This window comes from Paenibacillus sp. sgz302115 (assembly GCF_056120445.1).
Genome location: NZ_JBVYOK010000007.1, coordinates 15,018 through 41,174, shown reverse-complemented (window position 1 = coordinate 41,174; position 26,157 = coordinate 15,018). Strand labels below are relative to the sequence as shown.

20 protein-coding genes and 1 riboswitch are annotated in these 26,157 nt (G+C 53.7%); of the genes, 17 read left to right on the top strand and 3 right to left on the bottom strand.

Features of this window, described 5'->3' with window-relative positions; translation table 11 throughout:
• The first annotated feature begins 33 nt into the window (after window positions 1-33).
• From cbiB to AC0LWN_RS15235, 10 genes are all read left to right on the top strand, one after another.
• Window positions 34-999 (top strand): adenosylcobinamide-phosphate synthase CbiB, encoded by a 966-nt coding sequence (cbiB, locus tag AC0LWN_RS15280; RefSeq protein WP_474666702.1) that lies wholly within the window; start codon window positions 34-36, stop codon window positions 997-999.
• Window positions 1,000-1,008: 9 nt separating this feature from the next.
• Window positions 1,009-1,752, top strand: coding sequence for a histidine phosphatase family protein (locus AC0LWN_RS15275; RefSeq protein WP_474666700.1), 744 nt, complete (start codon window positions 1,009-1,011; stop codon window positions 1,750-1,752).
• A 201-nt stretch (window positions 1,753-1,953) separates the two neighbouring features.
• Window positions 1,954-3,408, top strand: coding sequence for an aminotransferase-like domain-containing protein (locus tag AC0LWN_RS15270; RefSeq protein WP_474666698.1), 1,455 nt, complete (start codon window positions 1,954-1,956; stop codon window positions 3,406-3,408).
• A gap of 15 nt (window positions 3,409-3,423) precedes the next feature.
• Complete coding sequence (locus AC0LWN_RS15265; RefSeq protein ID WP_474666696.1) at window positions 3,424-4,374, top strand: D-alanine--D-alanine ligase; 951 nt, start codon at window positions 3,424-3,426, stop codon at window positions 4,372-4,374.
• Between the two features lie 16 nt (window positions 4,375-4,390).
• Window positions 4,391-5,572, top strand: coding sequence for an aminotransferase class I/II-fold pyridoxal phosphate-dependent enzyme (locus AC0LWN_RS15260; RefSeq protein ID WP_474667112.1), 1,182 nt, complete (start codon window positions 4,391-4,393; stop codon window positions 5,570-5,572).
• 168 nt (window positions 5,573-5,740) lie between these two features.
• Window positions 5,741-6,802, top strand: coding sequence for a nicotinate-nucleotide--dimethylbenzimidazole phosphoribosyltransferase (gene cobT / locus AC0LWN_RS15255; protein ID WP_474666694.1), 1,062 nt, complete (start codon window positions 5,741-5,743; stop codon window positions 6,800-6,802).
• The gene (gene cobU, locus AC0LWN_RS15250; protein ID WP_474666692.1) at window positions 6,799-7,347 is read left to right on the top strand and encodes a bifunctional adenosylcobinamide kinase/adenosylcobinamide-phosphate guanylyltransferase; all 549 of its coding nucleotides are present in this window, start codon (window positions 6,799-6,801) and stop codon (window positions 7,345-7,347) included. The genes cobT and cobU overlap by 4 nt, the downstream gene beginning before the upstream one ends.
• Window positions 7,344-8,150, top strand: coding sequence for an adenosylcobinamide-GDP ribazoletransferase (cobS, locus tag AC0LWN_RS15245; protein ID WP_474666690.1), 807 nt, complete (start codon window positions 7,344-7,346; stop codon window positions 8,148-8,150). Before cobU ends, cobS begins: the two co-directional genes overlap by 4 nt.
• Before the next feature lie 342 nt (window positions 8,151-8,492).
• On the top strand, window positions 8,493-10,100 hold the full coding sequence (locus AC0LWN_RS15240; RefSeq protein ID WP_474666688.1) for a cobyric acid synthase: 1,608 nt from the start codon (window positions 8,493-8,495) through the stop codon (window positions 10,098-10,100).
• A gap of 2 nt (window positions 10,101-10,102) precedes the next feature.
• On the top strand, window positions 10,103-10,429 hold the full coding sequence (locus AC0LWN_RS15235; protein ID WP_458964461.1) for a YnfA family protein: 327 nt from the start codon (window positions 10,103-10,105) through the stop codon (window positions 10,427-10,429).
• A 165-nt stretch (window positions 10,430-10,594) separates the two neighbouring features.
• Here AC0LWN_RS15235 and AC0LWN_RS15230 read toward each other — a convergent pair whose 3' ends face one another.
• Complete coding sequence (locus AC0LWN_RS15230) at window positions 10,595-12,283, bottom strand: methyl-accepting chemotaxis protein (protein WP_474666685.1); 1,689 nt, start codon at window positions 12,281-12,283, stop codon at window positions 10,595-10,597.
• Between the two features lie 329 nt (window positions 12,284-12,612).
• Window positions 12,613-12,658, top strand: a riboswitch (PreQ1 riboswitch).
• A gap of 10 nt (window positions 12,659-12,668) precedes the next feature.
• Between AC0LWN_RS15230 and AC0LWN_RS15225 the strand changes: the two genes are divergently transcribed.
• Window positions 12,669-13,373, top strand: a complete 705-nt coding sequence (locus tag AC0LWN_RS15225) for a queuosine precursor transporter (RefSeq protein WP_474666683.1) — start codon at window positions 12,669-12,671, stop codon at window positions 13,371-13,373.
• A gap of 147 nt (window positions 13,374-13,520) precedes the next feature.
• On the opposite strand, the gene AC0LWN_RS15220 is transcribed toward AC0LWN_RS15225, so the two are convergent.
• Window positions 13,521-14,615: a M24 family metallopeptidase gene (locus AC0LWN_RS15220; RefSeq protein WP_474666681.1), complete on the bottom strand. Its 1,095-nt coding sequence runs from the start codon at window positions 14,613-14,615 to the stop codon at window positions 13,521-13,523.
• A 395-nt stretch (window positions 14,616-15,010) separates the two neighbouring features.
• Here AC0LWN_RS15220 and AC0LWN_RS15215 point away from each other — a divergent pair, with 395 nt between their 5' ends.
• Both AC0LWN_RS15215 and AC0LWN_RS15210 read left to right on the top strand, forming a co-directional pair.
• Window positions 15,011-20,254 (top strand): S-layer homology domain-containing protein, encoded by a 5,244-nt coding sequence (locus tag AC0LWN_RS15215; RefSeq protein WP_474666679.1) that lies wholly within the window; start codon window positions 15,011-15,013, stop codon window positions 20,252-20,254.
• Between the two features lie 162 nt (window positions 20,255-20,416).
• A complete protein-coding gene (locus AC0LWN_RS15210; protein ID WP_474666677.1) occupies window positions 20,417-20,920 on the top strand; it encodes a GNAT family N-acetyltransferase in 504 nt (167 codons plus the stop codon).
• 34 nt (window positions 20,921-20,954) lie between these two features.
• Here AC0LWN_RS15210 and AC0LWN_RS15205 read toward each other — a convergent pair whose 3' ends face one another.
• On the bottom strand, window positions 20,955-21,311 hold the full coding sequence (locus AC0LWN_RS15205; protein ID WP_474666675.1) for a winged helix-turn-helix transcriptional regulator: 357 nt from the start codon (window positions 21,309-21,311) through the stop codon (window positions 20,955-20,957).
• A 369-nt stretch (window positions 21,312-21,680) separates the two neighbouring features.
• Between AC0LWN_RS15205 and AC0LWN_RS15200 the strand changes: the two genes are divergently transcribed.
• From AC0LWN_RS15200 to AC0LWN_RS15185, 4 genes are all read left to right on the top strand, one after another.
• Window positions 21,681-21,941, top strand: coding sequence for a YqkE family protein (locus AC0LWN_RS15200; protein ID WP_458964454.1), 261 nt, complete (start codon window positions 21,681-21,683; stop codon window positions 21,939-21,941).
• A 358-nt stretch (window positions 21,942-22,299) separates the two neighbouring features.
• A complete protein-coding gene (locus AC0LWN_RS15195; RefSeq protein ID WP_474666672.1) occupies window positions 22,300-23,745 on the top strand; it encodes an RtcB family protein in 1,446 nt (481 codons plus the stop codon).
• A 2-nt stretch (window positions 23,746-23,747) separates the two neighbouring features.
• Entirely contained in the window at window positions 23,748-25,034 is a 1,287-nt protein-coding gene (locus AC0LWN_RS15190) for an ATP-binding protein (RefSeq protein WP_474666670.1), read from the top strand.
• A gap of 525 nt (window positions 25,035-25,559) precedes the next feature.
• Complete coding sequence (locus AC0LWN_RS15185) at window positions 25,560-26,066, top strand: metallophosphoesterase family protein (RefSeq protein ID WP_474666668.1); 507 nt, start codon at window positions 25,560-25,562, stop codon at window positions 26,064-26,066.
• Window positions 26,067-26,157: the final 91 nt, after the last annotated feature.

Genomic DNA, 26,157 nt, shown 5'->3' with positions numbered 1-26,157 from the left:
TTTATGCTGCGAGCCGCTGCCGGGTGAAGCCCGGTGACACTCACGATTATATTGATTGCAGCCTATGTGTTGGACCGGATTATCGGCGATCCCCAGCGGCTGCCGCATCCGGTGGTGCTCATGGGAAAGGCAATCTCCGCCATTGAGCGGTCGATCCGCGGTTTCTGTTCACAGCCGCGCGCTCTGAAGCGCGCGGGGGTGCTGCTCCCGCTGCTCGTAGCAGGCGGAGCCTGGGTGCTGACAGCAGCGCTGGTTTGGCTGCTGTCCCGGGTCTCGCCCTGGCTGGCCTGGGCGGCCGAGATCTGGCTGATCTCGACCACCATTGCCTCCAAGGGACTCAAGGATGCCGGGATGGCCGTCTACGCGGAGCTAAGCAAGGGAGATATCCCGGCAGCGCGCAAGGCGGTCGGCATGATCGTCGGCCGCGACACCACAAAGCTGGACAGCCCGGAAATCGTCCGCGGCACGGTGGAGACCGTAGCGGAGAATATCGTCGATGCGATTATATCTCCGCTGTTCTTTGCTCTGCTGGGCGGAGCGCCGCTGGCAATGGCTTACCGTGCAGTGAACACGCTCGATTCTATGGTCGGCTATAAAAACGACAAATACCGCGATCTCGGCTGGGCATCCGCCCGGCTCGATGATGTGGCAAATTACATACCGGCGCGGATTACAGCGCTGCTGTTGGTCTTCTGCGCCTGGCTGCTGAAGCTGGATTGGCGGAGCTGCTGGCGCATGGTGCGGCGCGATGCCCGCCTGCATCCCAGCCCGAACAGCGGCTACCCCGAGTCAGCGGTAGCCGGAGCACTCGGCATCCGCCTGGGCGGCGAGAATGTGTACCACGGCGTGGCTTCGTTCCGCGCCTACATGGGCGATCCCCTGCGGGCTATGGAGCCAGAGGATATTATCCTTGCCTCACGGCTGATGCTGCGCTCTTCCGCCATATTTGTCTGCCTGTGTGCGGCGGCAGCCTTGCTATGGCACGGAATTGGAGGCTGAGCGAAGAAAATGGCCAATGACCGAGCCGAACCCGAATTTGGGCATGAACCAGGCCCTGAGGTTGAATTGAAACCTGAGGATGAACTGTATGAACTGTACCCGGGGCATGAACCGGAAATTGAGCGCAAAGGTGAACTTGAACTTGAGCTGGAGCTGGTGCTTGTCCGCCACGGGCATACGCAGTGGAACAGAGAGCGCCGCTATCTGGGCAGCACGGATTTGCCGCTGCTGCCGGAGGAACGGCAGGTGCTGGCCGGACTCCGGCAGCAGCCGGAACTGGCGGGGGATTTCTGGCGGGTGTATTGCAGCGATTTGCGCAGATGCCGGGAAACTTTGGCCCTCATTGCCCCATCACTGGAGCAAAGTGCCATCTATGATTCCCGTCTGCGTGAGACCGGCTTTGGAGAGTGGGAAGGCTGCACCTATGAGCAGTTGAAGGATAATCCGGACTACAGAAGCTGGATTGATGATCCGGCGGCGTATACACCGCCGGATGGAGAGCCTTGGGAGGCTTTTGCAGCCAGGCTGGAGCATTTCCTGGACGATTTATACCGTGAGGCTGAAGCGGACATAACGCCCTTCAAGAATTCTTCGAGGGAGCCGCTCAGGCAACGTGTGCTAGTTGTCACTCACGGGGGAGTGATCCGCCAGTTGATTGCCCGGTCCCAGGCTGGCGCCACCTTCCGTACGGCAGCAGCTCCACCGCCGGGACAGGTGATGCCGATTATACTAAAGCGGCGTGCAGGCAGTTAGCCGCAGGCCGCTTTTCGCCGCTGGTGCTGGCTGACGCTTGACCTGATAACGCCGCTGGATGGCTAAACAGGAATGGCGGGCGGCTTGCCAACTCAGACAAGCTAACCTGCCAAAGAACCACCTCCGGAAGAAAATCCCGGGGCTGTGGTTCTTTTTTTACGGAGAAGACTGTGACATGATAGCTATGGGGGCGATTGAAGCATGTTCAAGGATTTCAAGCTGATTGCCGGTCGGCCGGTATATATTCAGGTCAAAGATTATATGAAGCAGCTGATCATCAAAGGCGCCCTCCAGGGGAATCAAAAGCTGCCGTCCACACGCGAGCTTAGCCTCCTGCTGAACGTAAGCCGCAATTCGATCATCTCCGCCTATACGGGGCTTGAGGATGACGGTTTTGCCTATGCGGTGCGGGGTCAGGGAAGCTATGTGTCACCCGCCGCCACCCAGATGGAGCCGGAAGCCTCCGGCTGGACTCTGGACTGGAAAGAACGGTTAAGCAGTACGGCGAAGCTGGCCGAGGAACTGGATATTATGAAGCGCGGGATTCGCGCGGAGAAGGGCACGATTTCTTTTACCAGCATTGCGCCCGATGAAAGTCTGTTTGATCTGGACAATGTGAAGCGGGCCTTTCTGGAACGTATGTCGGTGGAAGGCAATGTTTTGCTGAACTATGGCTATGCCAAGGGGTATAAGCCTTTAATAGACTATTTGCGGCAATATATGGAGCATAAGGGCGTGGACACGCGCGGCAAGGATTTTCTGATTACGAACGGGTTCACAGAAGGTTTTGATGTGGTGCTGTCTGCGCTTGGCCGCAAGGCTGGGGCGGTGCTCTGCGAGAATCCGACGCATCATACGGCAATTAAGAATATGAAGCTGCACGATTTTGAAATAACGGGTGTGGCGATGGAGCGGGATGGCATCCATTTGGGGGAGCTGAAAAAGGCGCTGGAGCAGCGTGAATATGATTGCGCGTATTTTGTTCCTTCCTACCACAACCCTACGGGTATCGTTATGTCCCCCGAGAAAAGACAGCGGCTGATGAAGCTGATGGCGGAGTACAAAGTGCCCGTGATCGAGGACGGCTTCAATGAGGAGCTGCGGTATTCCGGTTCGCATGTTGCCCCTCTGATTGCGGCGGCGGGTGGGGGTAACAGTGTGATTTATCTGGGGAGCTTCTCCAAGGTGCTGTTCCCCGGGCTGCGGGTAGGCTGGGTGCTGGCGGATCAGGAGCTGATCTATTATCTGGAGAGCGTCAAGCGGGCGCGCTGCATTCACACCTCGACGCTGGATCAATCCATTTTGTATCAATACCTGCTGGGCGGCAATCTGGAGAAATATCTGAAGCGGGCCAGAATGGAATATAAACGCAAATACGAGCTGACCCTGGCCTGCTGCAAGGAATATATTCCGTACGCATCCATCACCGGTGACGGCGGACTGCATCTTTTTGTAACGTTTGAAGAGGGCTTCAGCACGAGAGAGCTGCTGGCGGCGTGCCGGAAGCAGGGGGTTATTTTTACAGCGGGGGATATCTTTTATACGAACGGGCAAGGACAAAATACGCTGCGGCTGGGCTTCTCCAGGGTGGCTGACGGGAATATCCGCAAGGGCATTGAGATTATCGGCAGAACAGCACGGCAATTACTGGGATGAAGAGGGGTTTTGAGGATGATAAAAGTAGGCGTGATTATGGGTGGAGTATCCTCTGAATATGAGGTGTCGCTGAATACAGGCAGAGAAATGCTGAAGCACCTGGACCGCAGCAAATATGAGGGTGTGCCGGTGGTCATCCATTCAAGGGAAGAGCTGATTGAGGGTGTAAAAGGCCTGGACTTCGCGCTGCTAGCCCTCCACGGCGCCTATGGCGAGGACGGAACGGTGCAGGGAACGCTGGAAACGCTGGGCATTCCCTATTCCGGAAGCGGTGTGCTCGCAAGCAGCCTGTGCATGGATAAACATCTGACCAAAACCGTTCTCGCCAGCAAAGGCATTCACACCCCGGCCTGGCTGTGTCTGGACCGCATGGAGGATTTATCGCTGGAAGCAGTGGACCGTCTCGGGTATCCGGTGATGGTTAAACCGAATTCGGGCGGCTCCAGCATCGGGATGACCAAGGTGAACAGCAGTGCGGAGCTGCGGAGTGCGGTGGAGAAGGCTTTTGCCGTGGACCGTTCGGTGCTGATTGAAGGTTATACCGTTGGCGAGGAAATTACCTGCCCGATTCTCGGGGGAAAGCTGCTGCCCATCATCGGCATCCGTTCGCTGGGGGCCGACTGGTTCGATTACAGTGCCAAATATGAGCTGGGCGGAGCGGAGGAACGGGTAATCCGGCTGCCTGCAGAGCTTGAAGAACGGGTACGCGCGGCGGCGCTGGCCTGCTACCAGGCGCTGAGATGCACGGTGTACGCGCGGGTGGATATGCTGGTTAAGGACGACGTTCCTTATGTGCTGGAAGTGAACACATTGCCGGGAATGACGGAAACGAGCCTGCTGCCGAGAAGCGCGCTTGCGGCCGGATATACCTTCAGCGGGCTGCTGGATGAAATTATCTCCGGCTCGCTTGCGGAACGGCGGGGGACGGTGGAACAAGAAAAGCAAGGAGTGGTCAGTTATGGATAAGCAGCATACATCCCTGATGATGAACAGGAGCTCTCTGGCAAGTGAGCAGATTGCTCCGCGTGTACGGGAGATTGCGCCTTCGGGCATCCGCGCTTTTTTTGATCTCACTGCCGGTAACAACGATATTATATCACTCGGTGTAGGCGAACCGGATTTCACCACACCCGAACATGTGAGAGCAGCTTGTATCCGTGCCTTGAACCGGGGGGAGACGATGTACACTCCCAATGCCGGACTGCCGGAGCTGCGGGAGGAGATTGCCCGTTACCAGCAAGAAAGCTTCGGACTATCGTATGATCCCATGAATGAGGTGATGGTAACGGTGGGCAGCAGTGAAGCGCTGGATCTTGCGCTGCGCGCGTTCACCGCTCCGGGGGATGAAATTATCATCCCGGCTCCAAGCTACATTGCCTATTCTCCTATCGCCTATATCAACGGAGGCACGCTGGTGGAGGTCGAAGCAAGCGCGGAGCAGGGCTTCAAGCTGACCGCTGAAGCGCTGCGCAAAGCGATCACCCCGCGCTCCAAGCTGCTGATGGTGAACTTCCCGAATAATCCTACGGGGGCTGTAATGTCTTACGAGGACTGGCTTCCGATTGCCGAAATTGTAAAAGAGAGCAATCTGATTGTACTGTCAGATGAAATCTATGCCGAGCTGACCTATGACAGCAGACATGTCAGTATCGCCTCGCTGCCCGGAATGAAGGAGCGGACGATTGTGATCAGCGGCTTCTCCAAAGCCTTCGCCATGACCGGCTGGCGGGTCGGCTATGCTTGTGGTAACCATGAGCTGCTGGCCGCGATGCTGAAAATCCATCAATATACCGCCATGTGCGCGCCTGTGCTGGGCCAGATTGCCGCGATCGAATCGCTGCGTCATGCGCTGCCAGACAAGGACAAGATGAAGGAATGCTTCAGACAGCGCCGATCGCTGTTCGTTGAAGGGCTCAGATCCATCGGGCTGCATTGCCATGAGCCGCAGGGGGCGTTTTACGCCTTTCCCTCCATCGGGCATACCGGAATGAATTCGGAGGAATTTGCATTTGGCCTGCTTCGGGAAGCGGGAGTTGCCGCTGTGCCGGGTCATGTGTTCGGAACGGGCGGGGAAGGCCATATCCGTTGCTCCTACGCGGCTTCCACTGCGAAGCTGACGGAAGCGCTGGAGCGGATGGAAAGCTTCATGAAGGTAAAAATGTAATTGTAAGATCATTCTCAATCCCCTATAATCCTTAAGGAAGAAATAGGGAGATGTGACGAAAAAGCAGCCGCAGCGGAGGGCCCTCTTCTTCAGGGAAGGGGGCCTTCGCTGTATTTTCGCTGTAGCTTTATTTGAGAAGAACAGTAAGAACAAACAGGAGGCTATAATATGTTTTCAGCTATAAAAGAAATAACTGGGCGGATTACTCCGCCGGATGAACAAGCCGCAGCGCGGGCGGTGCTCCGCCTGAACAGTCTGACCAAGCCGCCGGGAAGCCTCGGGCGGCTCGAAGCGCTGGCCGTCCGGCTCGCGGGCATCTCGGGGACCGAGCAGCCCAGCTACGGGAAGCGCACCGTTGTTGTAATGGCTGCCGATCACGGCGTCTGCTGCGAGGGAGTCAGCGCCTTTCCGCAGGAGGTTACGGTGCAGATGGCTTACAATTTCCTGAGCGGCGGAGCGGCGGTCAACGTGCTGGCCCGCCAAGGCGGGGCAAGCGTGCAATTCGTGGATATCGGCATCAATGCGGAGCTTGAGCACCCGGATTTGATCAACCGCAAAGTGCGGTTCGGGACGGACAATATGGCAGTGGGTCCGGCAATGAGCCGGGAAGAGGCTGTTCAGGCGATCCTGGTCGGGGTGGATGTAGCCCGGGAAGCGGTGAAGAGCGGGACGGAGATTTTTATCACCGGTGAAATGGGGATAGGCAATACTACGGCGAGCGCGGCGGTTCTGTGCGCACTGGAGGGCATCTCGCCGGAGGCTGCTGTCGGACGCGGAACCGGAATCAACAATGAACGGCTGCGGCACAAAATTGAAGTGGTGGAGCGCGCGCTGCGGGTGAACACTCCCGATCCGGCAGATCCGATTGATGTGCTGTCCAAGGTGGGAGGCCTGGAAATTGCCGGACTGGCGGGGCTTATTCTTGGAGCGGCTGAGGCCCGGGTTCCGGTCATTCTCGACGGCTTCATCTCCGGCGCGGCTGCGCAGCTGGCGAAGGCGCTTGCGCCGGAAGCGGTGAATTACATGATCGCCTCCCATGTGTCGGATGAGCAGGGCCACAAGCTGATGCTGGACAAGCTTGGGCTGGAGGCGCTGCTTGATCTTGGACTGCGGCTGGGCGAAGGTACGGGAGGCGCGCTTTGTCTCCACTTGATTGAAGCGGTCAGCCGCGTCATGACAGAAATGGCGACCTTCGAAAGTGCCGGCGTCTCCGGGGCTGAGGGGAAATGAGCATCCTTGTAACAGGGGGCGCACGCAGTGGAAAAAGCGGCTTCGCCGAGCGGCTGACACTTTCCCTGGCAGATCAGGCGGTGTATGTAGCTACCGCACAAGCCTTTGATGAAGAGATGAAGGCACGGATTGCCCTGCACCGCAAGCTTCGCGAAGAGGGCGGCGGTGCTTGGGAGACGCTGGAGGAGCCGCATGATCTGCCTGCACTGCTGGACCGGCTCTCCGGGGGCAAAGCCGTGCTTGTGGATTGCCTGACGCTGTGGCTCTCCAATGTGCTGCTGGCTGTGGAGGACCAGAAGGACAGACAAGAACGGGTGGAGCGGGAAATTGCCCGTCTGGAGCAGAGCGTATCGTCCTTTCAGGGTACTCTGGTGCTGGTAACGAACGAGGTAGGCGACGGCATTGTGCCGGAATATGCGCTTGGCCGGCTGTACCGGGACCTGGCCGGACGGATGAACGCCCTGCTGGCCCGGATTAGCGGGCAGGTCTTTCTGGTTACCGCCGGCATCCCGATTGAGCTGAAGAGCAGGGAGTACCTGTTATGAGCGTGCGGGGAGATGCTGCCGCCGCCTTTCAGTTTCTATCGCGGTTCCCGGTCAAGGGAGACGCGGATTTCTCGCCTGAGCTGCTGCAGCGCAGCGTGGTGTATTACCCGCTCGTTGGCGCAGCCATCGGGCTGAGCGCGGCACTCGGAGCAGGTATCGTAGCCTGGCTGTTGCCGACCTGGCCTGCCGCCGTGATCACGCTCATCCTGTGGGTGGGGCTGACCGGCGGCCTGCATCTCGACGGCTGGATGGACAGCGCCGACGCGCTGCTCAGCTACCGCACGCGCGAGCGGATGCTGGAGATCATGAAGGACAGCCGCGTAGGGGCCATGGGAGTGCTGGCCTGCGTGCTGCTCCTGCTGCTGAAGGCCTCGCTGCTGGCGGAGCTTATCGAAGGTGGCTCTTATGCGGAGCTACCGCTGCTTCTGCTGCCGCCGGTCTGGAGCCGCTGGTACATGGTGCGGGCCATGGCCCGCTTCCCGCTCGCCCGCGGCAATGAAGGGCTGGCCGCCAGCTTCGGCGGGCTGCCTGCCCGGCAGGAGCGGCGCACGCTGCTGCTGGCGGCGCTGCTCACGCTGGCCGCGGCTGCCGCGCCGCTGGCGCTTGGCGCGAGAAGCGCCTGGCCGCTGCTGCTGGCTGCGGCCATCCTGGCGCCGGTCGCCGCGCTGGCCTGCGGCACGCTTGCGGCGCGGCGGATCAGCAGCCGGCTCGGCGGGCTCACCGGCGATGTGTACGGCGCGCTGAACGAGCTGCTGGAGGCGCTGCTCCTGCTGCTGCTGGTGCTGCTTCAGCATAACCTGTAGCGCGCCAACCGGAGCCGGGTTAACCCCGGCTCCTCCAAATAACAGCTGCTTCGCCAGTACTCCGGCAGCAGGAAGAAAAGCAGGGCAATCGCTTACGAAATGAACTGCGAAATTGAATGAAGTGGAAAAAGAAAACCTAATTTGCGAATTTCACTGATTTTTTGGTGATTAGGTGGAAAAAGTAGACTTGATTCTCTCCATTTTCCCCCATTCAGTGATTTTAGAAGGAAATAAGTGGAGTTTTTCCCGCTAACCATCCCGGGGGAGGTCACTCAGCGGGATGAAGTGGAGAAATTCCACCTCAGTTACCTGGTAGATAGGAAGAAAGCGAGGAGGCTTGGCATGGAAGAACAAGCCGCAACAAGAGAGACGAAGCCGCAGCCTGCGCCTGTGCTGATGATTCAGGGAACGGCCTCGGATGTCGGCAAGAGCCTGGTGACCGCAGCGATTGGGCGGATCATGACCCGAGACGGCTATCGCACGGCCCCCTTCAAATCGCAGAACATGGCGCTGAATTCCTATGTCACCGAGGACGGCAAGGAGATTGGCCGCGCCCAGGGCATGCAGGCTGAAGCATTTGGCATTACTGCCACCACGGACATGAATCCGATACTGCTGAAGCCCTCGGGCGAGATGAGTGCGCAAATCGTGGTCCACGGCGTACCGCACATGGCGCTTAGCGCGCGGGAATACCGGGAGAAATTCCTCCCGGAAGCCAAAGAGACGGTGATGGAAGCGCTCGGGCGGCTGCGGGAGACTTATGATGCCGTGCTGATGGAGGGGGCAGGCAGTCCGGCTGAGATCAATCTCAAGGCCCGGGATATCGTCAATATGAATCTGGCGGGCTGGGCGGACGCACCGGTGCTGCTGGTCGCCGATATTGACAGAGGCGGTGTGTTTGCTTTCCTGGTGGGTACACTTGAGCTGCTGGAGCCGCATGAGCGGGCCCGGGTCAAAGGCTTCATTATCAATAAATTCCGCGGCGACCTGTCGCTGCTGCAGCCCGGATTGGACTGGCTGCAGCAGCGCACAGGCATACCGGTGCTTGGGGTTCTGCCTTTTCTGCCGCGCTTGCGGATTGAAGCCGAGGATTCCGTAGTTCTGGAAGGAACCTCGGGGCGGCTGCGCGCAGAGCACGGCAAAGAACTGGATATCGCGGTTATCCGCTATCCGAGAATTTCCAACTTCACCGACTTTGATCCGCTGGCGGACGAGCCGGACACTGCTGTGCGTTATGTGACCACATCTGACGAGCTGGGCACACCGGACGCCATCATCCTGCCGGGGACCAAGAATACGGCGGCCGATCTGGATTACCTGAGGGAGCAGGGCTTCCCTGAGGTGATTGCCGCCGCGCTGGAGCAGGGAACTGTGCAGCTCGCCGGAATCTGCGGCGGATACCAGATGCTGGGCCGGAAGCTGCTTGATCCGTTTGCCGTAGAGAGCGTTGAACCTGGAGAGAGAGAGGGGCTTGGGTATTTGCCGCTGTCCACATCTTTTCTGCAGGAGAAAACCACGGTGCGTGCCAGCGGCAAGCTGGCTCAGGAGCATCCGCTGCAATTGGCGGAACCGGCTGCCGGACAGGCGGCAGGAATCTCTGTTGACGGGTATGAGATCCATATGGGAACGACCACAAACCATAATTCCACAGCCGTTAGAAGCCTCTTTATGCTGTACGGACCGGAGGGGGAAATGACGCCCGAAGGCTGGGGAACGCCGGACGGCCGGATCTGGGGAACTTATCTGCACGGATTGTTCCATAATGATGAACTGCGCAGAGCCTGGCTTGACGGCCTGAGGGTATCCAAAGGACTTGCGCCCCTCACAAACACCTTCTCGTCAGAAGCCCTTCGTGAACAGGAGTTTGACCGGCTGGCGGATGCGGTGAGTGCGAACCTTGACATGAAAGCCATTTATGGGATCATGGGGTTAACGCGAAAAGGGGGCTGAGCATGGTCATAGCAATTCTGCTGTTCATTGTTGCCGGTCTGGCCGAAATCGGCGGCGGCTATCTGGTCTGGCTGTGGCTGCGGGAATCGCGGCCACTCTGGTACGGGGTGGTAGGAGCCCTGATTCTAGTTGCCTATGGCATCATTCCTACCCTGCAGAAATTTCCTTCCTTCGGCAGAGTGTATGCCGCCTATGGCGGTGTGTTCATTGTGCTGGCTGTGCTGTGGGGCTGGCTTGTGGATAAAAAAACGCCGGATCTCTACGACTGGCTTGGGGCCGGCATTTGTGTAATCGGCGTGTCGGTTATTCTGTGGGCGCCAAGACACTGAGCAGCAGCGGCAGATCCCTTTGGTTCCGCTGCTGCTGCAGTTTTCCGCCGCAATTGTATCCTCAGGGTGCTGCGCAGCGGCTTGACTGATGCAACTACATAAAACGGGTGCCGTCCTTCATCAGGAACGGCACCCGTTTTTGCATGAGTAGCTTAGTCACGCCGGTTAAATCTTGAACTGCTGCACAGCCTTCTGCAGCTTTACAGCCTGCTCATACAGATGCTCTACAGTCTGTGCATGGACTTCCAGTTCCTGACGCTGGCGTGAGGAGTTGCCGGTAAGTGTATCTGCATTCTCCTGCGACTTCGCAGTAATCTGGGCAGTTTCTTCCACTGAGGCGCTGACCTCTTCGGTTCCGGCCGAGATTTGCTGGGTAGCAGCGGACACGGACTGAACGCTGTGGTTGATGCTCTGAATAAGAACGAGCAGATGACTAAAAGCATTTCCGGCTTCCGCCGCTTTATCGACTCCCGAAGCAACCTCCGAGTTAACGTGGTTCATCTCCTCAACCGAGCGGTTCATGTCCTCCTGCAGGCTGAGCAGGAATTCACGGATTTGCTCATTGGATTCCTTGGATTGCTCGGACAGCTTGCGGACCTCTCCGGCAACTACAGCGAAGCCGCGGCCATGCTCGCCGGCGCGTGCCGCTTCGATGGAGGCGTTAAGCGAGAGCATTTGTATCTGTTTGGTAATTTCGGTGATTCCCTGAACAACCTCACCGATTTGCAGGGAGCGTTCATTCATGATGCGGAACTGCTCCACTGACTTCATTGAAGCCTGCTGAACCTGGCGCATTTGATCTACAGCACTTTGCGCGATGTCATTGCCGCCGGTGGCCTCTTGGGAAGCTTCACTGATCTGCTCGGTAACCTCTCCCGCCGCCGAAGCGATGTGCTGGATGCCGATGTTGATCTCGTCCATCGCCCGGGAATTATCCTTCGCACTGCTCGCGATGGCGGAGCTGCCTTTGCCGATTTCCACAACGGATAAGCTGGACTGCTCGGCCATCTCGTTCAGAATATCGGTACGTTCCTTCAAATCATTGGAGTCTGCAACCACGACACTGGAGGTATCCAGAACATGGCTGATCATTTCCTTAAGCCGCTGGCTCATGGTCCGGAAGCTCTCTGCGAGCTGTCCGACTTCGTCGCTGCCCTTGATCTCAAGCTGCTGGGTGAAATCGCCTTCGGCCAGCTTGTTGCTGTAAGCTGCGAGCTGTGTAAGCGGACGAGTGATTCTGCGGCTCATCAAAAAGGCTGAGCTCAAGCCAACTACCAGCACAAGCAATGTGATTCCGGTACTGGTCCAGAGAATGCTTTGCATTTTATCTTCGACAAAACCGACATCCGAACTAACTCCGATGACCATCGTTGTGCCGGGAACTCCAACATACGCGGTCTTATGTACGCCATGACTGTCACTATAAATTTCGCTTAAACCGGCCTTACCCTTGGAGGCTTGCACCATGGCAGGCTGTACCTCAATGCTCTCATCGGCCTTCAGCTGCGCTCCGTGGTCTGCGGTAAGCACGGTAGCTTTGCCTTCCTTCAGATCAATGAGGAAGACCGACTCCAGATCATGCTGTTTTCTTTTATCCTGAAAATAGAATTCGAGCGTTGTTCTTGATTGTTCGTTTTTATTGAGGGTCTGCTGGGCATGCGTCGCATTCATATTTTTATAGGTATCTTGGGCTGCGGCGGTCAGAATCTTGTTGATCTGCGGCATTACGTAGCTGTTGATCGTATTGATGGATATGAAATAAAAGCTGACACTCAGTAAAGCAGACGACAGTAGCAGAACGACGAACAGCAAAAGCGTAAATTTACGGCTGATTGATTTCTTGAATTGAACCATATCATTCTCTCCTTTATCATTGAATGCATCCTCCCATGCCAGTGCTTATATGCCAGGCAAGCAGCAATATACTCCAAGGGTGTAGGTCATATATCAAGCTATTGTTCCGGGAATGTGACTGATAACTATTCTATAGAATTAACCCCCGGTTGAATAGTGAAAATTTAATTAATAGCGCAGAATTTTCAGAAAAAAATGAATAATTGACGAATACTTTACCTGTTTTGCGAAAAAAAGAGATCATGTCAGATATTCTTGAAAATTGAAATTTTCATAGCATGTTAGCTTCTCTTGTGGTAGAGTAGTAATGTTTTGGTTCAAACAGCCTGAATGCCGCGGTTCGTAACCATCCCGCGTAAACAAAACTAGGGGGCTTGTGAAATACATGTTCAATTTGCTTTGGGGTATTTTATTTGTTGTGGTCAATTTTGGATTTTATTTGCTCTGCTACCGGCTGTTCGGTAAAAAAGGCCTGTACGCCTGGGTCGGCGTTGCAACGGTTATTGCTAACATTCAGGTAGCCAAAACTATTGCCATGCCGTTTGATATCGTTATGACACTGGGCAATACGATGTACGTCACACTGTATATGACCAGCGATTTGCTGAATGAGAAATACGGGCGTGCGGAGGCGCGGAATGCAGTATGGTTTGGCTTTTTCACCCTGCTGATGACTACAGTGATCATGCAGATGGTGCTGAAGTTCGAGCCGCAGGAGACGGATATCGCCCAATCCTCGCTGCAGACCATTTTCGGTCTGATGCCGCGGCTTGCGCTGGGCAGCCTTACCGCTTATTTTGTCAGCCAGTTCCTCGACGTACGCCTGTACTCATGGATTCGGGGCTATTATGGAAGTCCGCGCCAGATGTGGATTCGCTCCAATGGCAGCACGATGGTCAGCTCTTTTGTGGATACGCTGATCTTCTGCACCATTGCGTTTGCCGGGACCTACGATTTGCGGGTATGGACGGAGATTCTGCTGACCACCTATATAGTAAAATTCCTCTTGACCGGGGCCGCAACGCCGATTCTGTACATTGCCCGCTCCTTCCGGTTTGCGGAGGATGAACAGAAGGTTCATCAAGCTTAGGATATTCACAGCGTTATGCCTATGTAAAATAACAGAAAAAGCAGCAGTCCGCCCCGGCAGGGGAAGGCTGCTGCTTTTTTTGTTGTACAGATATGCAGTGATAAAGGCAAAGGCAGCTTATGTAAACTGTCTGTTGCTTAGCCGCGCCTATAAATGCAGCACCGTCAGCTCTTTCGGAAAGCTTGTCAGCGTCTGCGGGCCTTCAGCCGTGATGAATACGTCATCTTCGATACGTACTCCGCCGAGATTCGGCACATAAATTCCCGGCTCGATGGTAAATACATTGCCGCTCTCGATAATGTCCTCATTCAACCCGTGAAGAGAAGGGTACTCATGCGTGTCCATGCCAAGGCCGTGTCCAACCCGGTGCATGAAATAAGCGCCGTAGCCGGCTGCTTCAATAACTTCCCGCGCTGCGCGGTCTACAGAGCCGAACGTTGCTCCCGTCCGGGAAGCGGCAATGCCGGCTTCATTGGCAGCAAGTACCGTATGGTAAATTTCAGCCAGCTTGGAGTCCGTTTCTTCTACGGCGAAGGTGCGGGTAATGTCGGAGGCATAACCTGCGGCATATACGCCAAGATCGAACATCAGGAAATCTCCCGGCTGGATGATGCGGTCGCCCGGCACACCGTGTGGCAGGGCGGTCTTCGGACCTGAGAGCACCATGGTGTCGAAGGAAGGGCCGGCGGCTCCGACCTTTTTCATCTGATATTCCAGCTCGGCGACCAGCTCGATTTCACTGACCCCATCTTTGACATGCGTAAGCCCGCGGCGGAGAACCTCTTCCACCAGCTCGGCGGCATGCTTCATCCGGCTAACTTCATCCGGTGTTTTCTTGGCGCGCATAGCCCGCAGCAGATGGCCGATATCATTGAAGCGGTCTGCTGGAACAGCCGCAGCCAGCTGCTCGTAGCGACTCATGGAGAAATGCTCCTTCTCAATGCCAATCGTTCCCGGCTTCGTACCGCCAAAACAAGCTTTAAGCAGCTCATAAGGATTGTCCGTATCGCTGTGCGTCATAATCTTCGTTACCTCTGAGGCGGCATGCGCCGCTTCAGCGTCCAGCGCCGGAACAATCAATACCGGTTCCTCGCCGCGGATCAGCAGCAGTCCCAGAAAACGCTCATGCGGATTGCTGGCGAACCCGGTCAAATAATACACATGCTTCGGATCGGTAACGAGCAGCGCATCCAGGCCCCCGCCCGCCATTCCTTGCTCCAAGGTGGATAGAGCTTCATTCATTTCAGTAGTTCCCCTTTCGGATTCACGTTACAAAGCAACGTTCTCATTATAGATCATAACCCTGCAGGGTGCACGTACAGGCGGGAGAAGTTGCTGGCTGCCCCTGGACATCTGATTTTGCTGAATCTAACCTGCGTTCAATTTAGAGAGAAACATGCATTTTTTTGCATGTTTATGAAGTCTCGCAACTTAAGTCCTACCTTTATTTTGGAGGTACTGGCGAATTGTAACAAAATATCTTTTTTTACGATAAAATAAGAGATTTTATTACAGGAATTGATTGACATCAACTAGGTCCTTGGGTAGGATTCCACTATGTCTATCTAAATTTGACAATTCTGCTGGGGGAAAAGTCATGGGTAGAATTATACTATCATGAGGAAAAGGAGACAGCTATGTATTCAAAAAGGTTGAGAAGTACAGTTTCGCTATTATTGGTTTTCATGTTGTCCTTTATGGGTGTGCTGGAGGTATCGGCGGCATCCTTGAAAGCGGGGGTGGTGTCCTCCGAGAAGACGCTGGACGGTAATCAAAAGATCTCCGTGAACAGTGTGCTGGATGTTACCTATGGAGATTATAAGACACTTAATACGGTGAAGTTCTCACTTCTTAAGGATGGGAATGAAGTAGCCAGTCAGACGAAGTCGAAATACCAGGTAGAACGTCTGTCTGCGGCAGATTCAGTGTACTCGGTCTATTATAACGGCATCGCTTTTGAGGGGCTGAAAGCAGGGGAAGAATACACTCTGCAGGCAGAGTACCAGGGGCAGTCGGGGAAGGTCGTTACAGATCCCCAGAGCATTAAAGTTCCTGCTTCAACTAAAATTCAAGTGGTCGTAGAGCATATGACCAAAGATTCGGATACATACGTGGAAGCCGCTGCGGGGGAAGTTCGCAGTGATGATAAGAGCATTAGAGTCTCGTTTTTAAGCAATGGGGTACCGCTGGCAAACGAGAGAATTGAAGTACGGGCGTATGCTAAATATTATAATGGCTTTGTCACCAATGCATCTGGTCAGATCGAACTGGTTGGCAAAGCAGATTCCCCATTGGTTAACTCTGTCCTGATCATTTCTGTTAAGTCAGGAACGGATAACTATGAGGTCACGCCTTTGTATATCACCGACAAGCAGCAGGCAGGGACATATACAGCAGCTATCCGTTACCTTGATAAGGAAGGCAATCTGATACGCCAGAGCTATGATAACACTAGCTGGCCAAACGGCGTTGTTCAAAGATTGGGGGGTTCCGGACTAGATGTGCTGGTGCTAAAAACAGCAGGAGTTTCGGGCGATTACAAAACACTTATTAAAGCCGTGAACAATGAAACGTATATGTTCCATACGAGCCAATCGGCGCTTTACTCCGCTGTAGACGGAAGTCATCTTGCTATTATCCAGAATGGCAGTGACTACAGCCGCCTGAACCTTCAGTACTCTTGGGATGGAGCACCTTTAGAGGTGAAATCCATTTCTATTACAACAAATAATCACTATAAACAGCACAGCAGCTCAAATATCTTCCAGGACATAGCTGCAAATGTTATATACGTTAAGAAAGGCCTGGAATATGATATCGCAGCCGTTGCAGCCATTCCTGGGACTAGCAGCAGGGTTGTTTTGCATCATCAAGTAAAGCCGGATGAATCGGTTAATAACATAGAATATGTAGCCAAGTCTGAGAACTTTAGTGCACTGAAGCTCCAGGTGCCGGATCGCGGACAAGGTCAAGGGCAGGTAAAGGTATCCTTTTTAAATAACAAACTGAACTACAACCAGGCCAGCGTATCTGTGCCGTCAGCAGATTCTATCCTGTACGTTCACAAAGGGGAAGAAATTCACCGTCTGACTGCGGTAACAACAGCCGGAAATGCAGGCAACAGCAACTATACGAATCAGGTTGTCCTGAAATCCTTCTTCACCCCAACAGACAATGAATATTCCCTTAAGGCCGGAAGCAGCTACAATTCGCAGATTATTCTGAAAGTGCTGGGCTCGAATTATTATGCTCAGGATGAAATCCGCAACCAGATCGTTCTGGGTGAGAATCTGGAGATGCGGGTGGTTATGTCTGACGAGAATCAGAATGTTCTTGATTTGAACAACAACTACAGAATTCAGATTCTGGATGCAGCCGGTGCCATCGTTGAAGAAAACTCGATTTATTCGACAACTGAAGAAAATGAGGGCCTCCTCCAGCGCGTTAACAAACGGGAATGGAAACCTGTGAAGTCAGGAGACTATAAAGTCCAATTCGTCCCTTACGTCTATCAGAATGGCGGATATGTTAAGGGTGAAGTTCTTGCTGAAGCCGAGTTGCGGGTTCTACCGAAGCAAGAGCTGGAAGTGGAAATCCGCGATAAAGCCGGTAAGCTGGTAGACTTGTTGAACAAACCTTATCTAACAGTTGATCAGGCCGGAAAGATTACCTTCACCGTACGTGAACATACAACAGGGGCTGTAGGCAAAGCTCTGCCGGGCGTGAAAATTACACGCTATGGCAAAGAAGTGGGAGTGACCGATGCGGAGGGGCAATTCACGCTCCCGGCCAGCGAAAGCTCCTATCTCGGAGAGTTTTTCTTCGAAAAATCCGACTACTTGTCCAAAACAGTATCAGTAGCCGTTATTGATCCAAAATCGCAGTCCGTAATACGAGTCCGTGGACTGGATAAGCCAGAAGGAGCATATGCCGGCGGGGTGCCGCTGGATTATGCCTACGTACAGGCCAGAATCAAGAAAAACGACGGAACTACTATTCATCAATCCCAGTATATCAACATTGACGATCAGCAGGCTTTTCTTATTGTAGAAGCACCTTCGGTTGTCGGTGTAGACTTTATGCGCTATAACCGCAGCAATATGGGAGTTGAATCCAAATACGGATACTACATGTACGGTTCCGTGCAAACAGCGCCGGGCAAGGAATATTCATTGGTGCTTGATGCAAGAGATGCTCTCCAAGAGGTAAGTAAAGTTAATCTTACGGAGTATATGGAGGAATTATCCCTTATCCGTAAAGGCTTGTCCGGTGTGGATTATGTTCCTTACGTAATTGACAGTAACAAAAGTGACCAGAACTACTTTTATGCCACTGAGGGAACCTACAGCGTATTGGCCCATACGAATGGAGACACTTTTATTTATCGTGATAATGTAGTGATCACCGCAGGGGATAATACTTGGATCTATAATGATTCCGCTAGCGATCTGGCTACGGTGGTTGCACCGGAATCAGGAAGCATCTACACTGTGGATTACATTACAGCAGATCAATCAAAGATTAGAGGTTATGCTTATGATGCAACACAGGTTCAGTTGACGCCTGGCGAAGTTATTGTGAATTTGGACCAGATGATCGGCAGCCTGGAATACCAATATAACATCCGCTTATCAGGAAATACGCTCAAAGCAGGAAAGTTCACCGAGCTGAGTCCCGGCGCAATTGCCGGACTGGACATCGTTGGACTCCAGAATGGAAAATTGGTCCGCAGCAGCTCCTATAACTGGCTGAAGGTTGGATTGGTTGATACAGCAGGCAATGCGATTGGCCAACTGTCCAAACCAAGAATCCTGGTTACCAGCTATGGTTCATCCAGCGGTCATACCACTATTAATCCGGAGGCCGGTTCCTACATCATTGAAGATGAAGCGGGAAACAAGCTGTATGAAGGAAGCTCATTAAGCTATCCATTGAATGCCTCCGTAACGTTGAAGGACGGAAGTTATGTAATTAAAGCAAACATTACTATCAATGGACAGAGTTATAGCCTGAACAAAAAATTCGTACTGGAAACGAAAGAGGGCACAGTAGTAGATCCGGGAACCACTCCTCCGGGTGAAGATTTGGATAATGGCGGAAGCACACCTGGAAATGGAGCGAATCCCGGAAACGGAACGAATCCGGGCGGAAGCAATGGCGGCACAGGCGGCGGTACAGTTACAACTCCAACACCAACCCCGGCGCCGAATGCAAGCGTAAATGAACAGAACACTAAGCTTCAGGATTTGGTGAAGAATACAGCCGGAACACCGGCAGAACGGGCAGCCGCAGCTCAAAGCGCACTGAGCAGCATTGCTAATTCGCTCAAATCCGTAACAACGCCTCAAGAAGCCGAGAAGAACAGCAAGAGCCTGTCTCAAGCCTTGGACAGCGCTGCCCAATTGCTCGCAACCATTCAAGATCCGGCAGAGAAGCAGAAGATTGTCAGCTCCATCAATGAGCTTGTAGGCAGTGCTCCTTATGTGCTGAATCATCTGGACACAGGTGAGAAGGCTGTTGCCTTTGCACAGACGCTGATACAGAATGCAGCGGCAGTGTTGAACAACGCACAGGGTGTCGCTGCGGCGGATATCCAGCAAATCAAGAGTGGCGTGGTATCTTCCAGCCAGGCGGCTCTGAACAAAGCGGGCGAAGTAACAATCGCCAAGGAAAATGTGACTGTAGCGGGGAACTCCGTCTCATCGCAATTGACAGAAGATTTGGTCAGCAAACAGATTGAAGCCTCCAAGAAGGCTCTAGCTGCTGTATCAGAGGAGCTGACAGCCAAGCTCGGATCAGGTCTGGCCAGTGAACTCAAAGTTTCCTTGACTGTAGAGATTCCTCCGGTCGGTGAAGGTGTGAACAAGCTGAACACTTCACTTCCTTCGGAGATTCTGACAATGATCCAAAACAATGGTGTCGACGGACTCAAGCTCCAGATGGGTAAAACGGCATTTACCATTGAGCCGGACACGTTCGGCACTGTGGAAGCAGGACAGAAGATTACTCTTGCAGCGGAAGTTGTGGAGAACGCCGTGATCGGCAAGCCAAGCCAGGCAGAGCCGCTGGCTACCCTGCCGGTGATGGAATTCAGCGCAACGGTAGGAGATAAGGCAGTTAAAAGCTTCGAGAAGCCGATCAACGTGACCTTCGATGTCTCCGCAATTGATACATCGAAATACACAGCAGCAAATCTTGAGAATCTCACAGTTTATGTGCTCAATGAGACAAGCCTGACCTGGGAAGCGGTTGGCGGCAAATATGATCCGGTTACCCAAACCGTGAGTGCGCCGCGAGGCCATTTCAGCCGTTATACCGTAATGCTCGGAACAGGTACTTTTACGGATGTAGCGCAGAACCATTGGGCTGTGAAGGAAATCAATTACCTGTTGACCAAGGGGATTGTAGACCAGACCGGGAAGTTTAATCCTTCGGACAAGGTAACACGTGCGCAGTTTGCTGCCTGGATTTCCAGAGCCTATGGTCTGGATGGCACGGGACTGACCCTGCCATTCAAAGATATCGCGGCTGGAAGCTCCGGCTACAATGAAATTGCCGCTGCTTATGCAGCAGGAATTATCACAGGCAAATCCGCTTCGGCTTTCGACCCTGGGGCTACAATTACCCGTCAGGAAATCGCGACGATGCTGGCACGTGCCCTTACGCTCTACAATGGAGCGAAGGCAGTTGCTGATCCAGGGAATGTGAATGCAGCCTTCACCGATGGAGGTAAAATTGCCAAGTGGGCAGCAGCAGGCGTTGCTTTAACCAAGAGCACCAAGCTCTTCGGAGGTTTTGACGACGGTACCTTCCGTCCGGCACAAACGGCAACCAAAGCAGAAGCAGCCGCTCTGATCTACAGACTATATCAACTGAAGTAGAAACTGTCTTATTAACCTTAAAAAGCTGGCCTGCCCGTGGATTATCATTCCCGGGCGGACCAGCCTTTTTGTGTCGTGATTGTAAGAAGCTTTTCTTAATCCCCTGATATGTTGTAACATAATCATATATTTTGAAAAGGCAATAAGCGGGGGGAATACAGCATGGTGTGGCAAGACTACAGCATCGAAGATGCGACAGCCGGGGATTTGGCGGCTATAGTGGATATTTATAACTCGACGGTTGCCGGACGGATGGTGACTGCTGATCTGGAGCCGGTGAGCGTCGCGGACAGAGAGAAGTGGTTCCATGAGCATAACAGCCACCACCGGCCACTGTGGGTACTCAAAAAGGATGGCGAAATCGCCGCCTGGTTCAGCTTTCAGTCCTTTTACGGCCGACCGGCCTATAACGGCACCGCCGAGATCAGTGTCTATGTAAATGAAAAATTCCGCGGCACAGGGGCAGGGAGGCTGCTGCTGACCAAAGCGCTTGAGGAATGCCCGCGCCTTGGCCTGCAGAATCTCGTTGGCTTTGTATTTGGCCATAATGAGCCAAGTCTGTCGCTGCTGCGGAAGTTTGGTTTTGAAGAATGGGGCCTCTTGCCGGGCGTTGCCGAAATGGATGGGGTTATGCGTGATCTGGTGATTGTTGGCCGGAAGCTTTAATCTGTGAGGGAAATGCCGCCTGAGAAGTGACAGATCACTGGCCGTGCTTATTATGGGGAGACGGCTCAGGCCGGCAGTCTGCCTCCGTAATCCATGATTCCGACCACATCTGCAGGTCGCGGATGACCGATTCCAGCGCGCGGCCTTTATCTGTCAGGGAATATTGTATTCTTACAGGTGTCTCAGGAAAAACCTCGCGGTGGACAATGCCCTCCTGTTCAAGTTCCTTGAGCCGCTCGGAGAGAAGTCTGCCACTGACCGGGAGCGCGGCTTCGATGACACTGAACCGCTGCGGTCCCTGGAGAAGCTGATAGATGATTAAGCCCGTCCAGCGCCGGCCGATGATATCCATGCTTTTTTGTAATCGTGGACACAGATCTGTAGATTTCATAAGGCTCACCTCTTACAGATCATTATAAACGAAAAGACCTGCGACTAAAACAAATTTGAAATATATAAAATGAATTTGATTTCATCAAATGGGCGGGACTAATGCCCGAAATATAAAAAAGGAACTATATAAATTGAACTTGAAAATTAACAAAAGGGGAACAGTGACGGAGGAGAAGTTTGGAACTAGTAGGAGCGATAGCGTCCGCCTTTGTATTCAGATGTTATCCGCTTAAGCGGTATAATAAAAAACATCTGAATACAACAGCGGCCGGAAGTCCAAACATTCTCTGGAGTTACGATTGGAGCCGATTTGGGGATTTTATCATTCAGTTTATATAGATACACTCTCCCGAAAGGATGATTGACAGTGGCTAAAAAGAAAAAAACAACTCCTGCGCCGCGCCCGGCGGCTGCGGATGCTCCGGCAACCCTGAAGGATCTGCTGAGCAGCGATGTGCTGGATAAGCTGAAGGCGCAGTCAGATGCGCTGAAGGCTGAAGAGAACGACAAAAAAGAGGCCGCGAGAAAGGCGGCAGAGGATCAGCGCAAGGCGGAGCAGAAACGTCTGGACAATGATTTTGCCCATTTGCTGGAGAACAGCAGCCAGGACTGGCACAAATTTAAATAATTGCTTTTCCAATAAAAGGGTTGACATAAAGCAGGAACGCCGTTTATTATTGGATTTATCGAAATTAGAAGGGAGGCCGATGGGTCATGATTGGAAATTTACAGCTTACAACCGCATATGGAAGATCTGATCTGATCGGCCTCGTCCGGGAAACATGATGTGCACCAGCCTGTTCTGTTGAAGCTTAACAGTACGGGTATGCCCGCATGATGAATACTGGCCTTAGGCTGGTTTTTAGAACACGCTTAGCAATGTCAGGAGCCGTGGATCAGATCATGATCTGCGGCTTTTTTGCGTGTGAATTTTATTCGCTCCACACATTTAGAATTTACAATTTGAAGGGAATTGAACGACAATTATGAATATGCAGCACACGGGCGATTATGAGGCCCGCTATAAACATGAGCTTGCCCTGCCGGGCGGCGATCTGAAGGTGTACGCCAGTGAGCAGTTGTTTGCTTCGCTGGATTATAAAGTACTTGAGATGGCGAACAACAACCTGCAAATCCCGAATATCGAATATATGAGCTATACGCCGGATGTGCATGTTGGCGTCGGAACCTGCATCGGCACTACGGCGGTGTGGGATGCCGCTGACGGCTATGTGTCCCCGTCTATCGTCGGCAGCGATATCGGCTGCGGCATGCGCGTGCATTTGACCACGCTCCACAAGGACGATCTGCGAGAGGTGAAGCTGCGCCGGAAGCTGGTGCGGGCTATCGAGAAATACTTGCCGATGGAGCAGCAGCAGCGCGGGCATTACAGCGATATCCGGCTGGAGAACATCGTCCGCAAGGGTCTGCACGGACTGCCGAACAAATACGTGCCGGACAGCTATACGCCGAAGAAGTCGAGCGCTCTGTCGCATGTCGAGATCAGCAAGCTTGCTTTTGACGAGGACATTCTGAATGATCTTCCGGAAATGGCCTGGCACCGGGGGCACCGGCAGCTCGGAACGCTGGGCGGCGGCAACCACTTCGTGGAGATTCAGGCGATTGAGGTCGCCGAGGAGCAGCGGGAGCTGGCGGCAGCCTGGGGGCTGCACGACGGGCAGGTTGCCGTGATGATTCATTCCGGCTCCCGGGCCTGGGGAGGCATGGTCAACCAGTTCTGCACACCGGCCTTTGCGAAGGTGATGGGCCAGCTCGGCCTGGGCAGCGCCGATCCGCGCCTGATCTATGCACCGCTTGCGCATCCGCAGGCGCAGCGTTATGTCAATCTGATGTACTCCGCGCTGAATTATGCGGTGGTGAACCGCCATCTGATTGCCTATGCGGTCCGCGAAGGCTTCCGTGATGTGTTCGGACCGAAATGCGAGCTGCGTACCCTTTACGATCTGATGCACAATTATGCCTGGATGGAGCAGACTGCTTCCGGGGCCAAGTTCGTGCACCGCAAAGGAGCAACGCGTGCGCTGCCCGCCGGACATCCTGATAATCCGCGCCCTTATGCCGCTACCGGACATCCGGCGCTGATTCCAGGCTCAATGGGCACAGCCTCGTACATTATGGTTGGCCAGCCAGGCGGGGAAGAGAATTATTATTCCATCTGTCATGGCGCGGGCCGCATCCGCTCACGCTCGGCAACGAAGCGGCTGGTGAGCGTCAATGATTTTTCCAAATCGCTTAAGGTAGGCAAAGAGGATGAGATCGTTGTCAACCAGCATTCTCTGGAAGCTATCATTGACGAATCGCCTCAGGCCTATAAGAATGTAGATGAGATAATAGAAAGCGTTACGGGGGCGGGGCTTGCTGCCGTTGTGGCCAAATGCAAGCCGCTCGCAGCGATAAAGGGGACCAAGTAACTATGGAGAAGGAGTACAAGAAACAGACTGTAATCTACGAATACGACGAGAACACCACCGGGATGATCAAAGGCTACGACGCCTACGCGCGCCTGGTGAACGGAATTCTTGAAGCTTTGTACACCCGTTATGGTGTCCGCTATGAGCTGTATGCCAGTGATGATCCCAACAGTGAATATTGGACGCTGCTGCTGAATGATGTGCAGAGCGGACATCCCGGTGTGGAGCATGTGGCGCGCATTTTCGACCTTTTGGAGGACCGGACGTTTGTGTATGAGGATGACAAGGAGCAGCCGGAATACAACATTCACCTGTCGATCCGCAACAACGTGCTGGCCTATCCTGAGATGGGCGTAGCGCTGGCGCGGGTTCCTGTATTTCAGGAGAACGGCATCAACTTCCAGGATTATGTGTTTGCCGCCTCCGACGAGCAGCTTCAGGGCTTTCTGGGCAATGTGCGCAAGCGGCAGCGGGAGCAGAATATCAACAAGGTGACGGTCTTTACCGACAGACGCAACGGGATCTACCGTGAGGATGAGCCGATTACACGTTCTGTCGGACGCGAGGATGTGGTACTGGAGGCGGGCATCAAAAAAGAGATTTTCCGCTCGCTCGACCAATTTTTCGATTCGGACCGCAGCTTCTATGTTACCTATGATATTCCTTACAAAAGAGGGATTCTGCTCTACGGGCATCCGGGCAACGGCAAGACCACACTGGTCAAATCCATTGCCGGCAGTGTACCTGGGCCTGTAGTCTATTGGCAGATTACCGAATATACAAGCAGCGAATCGGTGAACGAGGTATTTGAGGCTGCTGCAAGGCTGGCGCCGATGGTGCTGGTGATTGAGGATATCGACTCTATGCCGCAGGAGGTCAGATCCTTTTTCCTGAATACGCTGGACGGGGCCACCTCGAAGGAAGGGATTTTTCTGATCGGCACAACCAACTATCCGGAGAAAATAGACCCCGGCCTCATGAACCGCGCCGGACGTTTCGATCGGGCCTATGAGATTAAGATGCCGGACGAGGAACTGCGGCTGGAGTACCTGAAGCTGCGGGGCTTCTCGGCTTTTGCCGGTGAAGAGGGCGTCGCCACGGCGGCGCGGCTAACCGCAGACTTCTCCTTGACCCAGCTCGGTGAGCTGTATGTCAGCGCGGCGCTGGAATGGCATGAGAATGGCCGGACCGATGTCGAGGCGCTTGTGCGCGGCATGCGCGGCGAACTGGACAAAGGGCGCAAGCGGGAATGGATGAAGGAGGCTTCATCGACGATTGGCTTTTATTGATCGCTGTAGTTAAATAGTTAAGCGGGAGTTACAAGGGGGGGCCGGTCGGCTCTCCTTTTTTCACAAAAATAAGGCTTCTGCTTGATGATCAGCTATGGCAATCCATGTGGCCCGGTTGTGCGACCCGAAAGCTGCGTATTCTGCAAGATTATATGGAAAAACTCCCACTAATTCCGCATTAGATACCCTGTTATAAGAATAAAATGGAAAAGCTCCAACTAATAGCCGCCCCAGGCGGCTTGGAGGCTTAAAACATAGAGATTAGATGGAGAAATTCCAGCTAAGGTCTTCTTATTACGCCATGTGAGCGAAATTAGTTGGAGAAATTCCACTATGGCTTGCCGGGGCATCGTGCAGAATACAAGTCCGCCATGAGTCTTCGATGAGTCTTCTATGAGTCTTCCATGTGCCTGACATGAGCGCTTTACTTGCTTCTCCCCCCGGTAGATCGTACAATTAGCTGAAAATAAGTATTTGCAATATGCGATATGTGTTCATGATTATACGGGTTAGGAGCTGAAGCAGATGAAGGTAGGAGTAGTATCGGATACGCACCTCTCCAGCAGTGCCAAAGGGCTGCCATCCGTGCTTATTGAGGAATTCAGCAAGGTGGATATGATTTTGCATCTGGGTGATTGGGTGTCGATGGAGATTTATGACCTGCTGGCAGAGCTTGCTCCGGTGGAGGGGATTGCCGGCAACAATGACGGTGCGGAGATTATCCGGCGGCTTGGCGAGCGCAAGATTATTACGCTGGAGGGCGTGCGCATAGGGATGATTCACGGGCATACGCCGTACTCCCGCAAGGGAACCGACGGCAATGCGCTGCTTGCTTTTGAAGGCGAGGATGTGGATTGCATTCTGTTCGGCCACTCCCATCAGCCGCTGCTGCGCAAGGAGAACGGCATTCTGCTGTTCAATCCGGGCTCTCCTACGGACAAGCGGCGTGAGAAGCAGTATTCCTTCGGTCTGATGGATATTGAAGAGGGGAAGATCAGCGCCCGTCATGTGTTCTATGATTCGAGAGACTAGAGCAGTACCTGGTGATTTTGTCCAAATGAAACGTCATTCTCTCTATGGTCTGCGGCAGGAACGCTATTCTAAAATAATGGTAAAAGGGCCA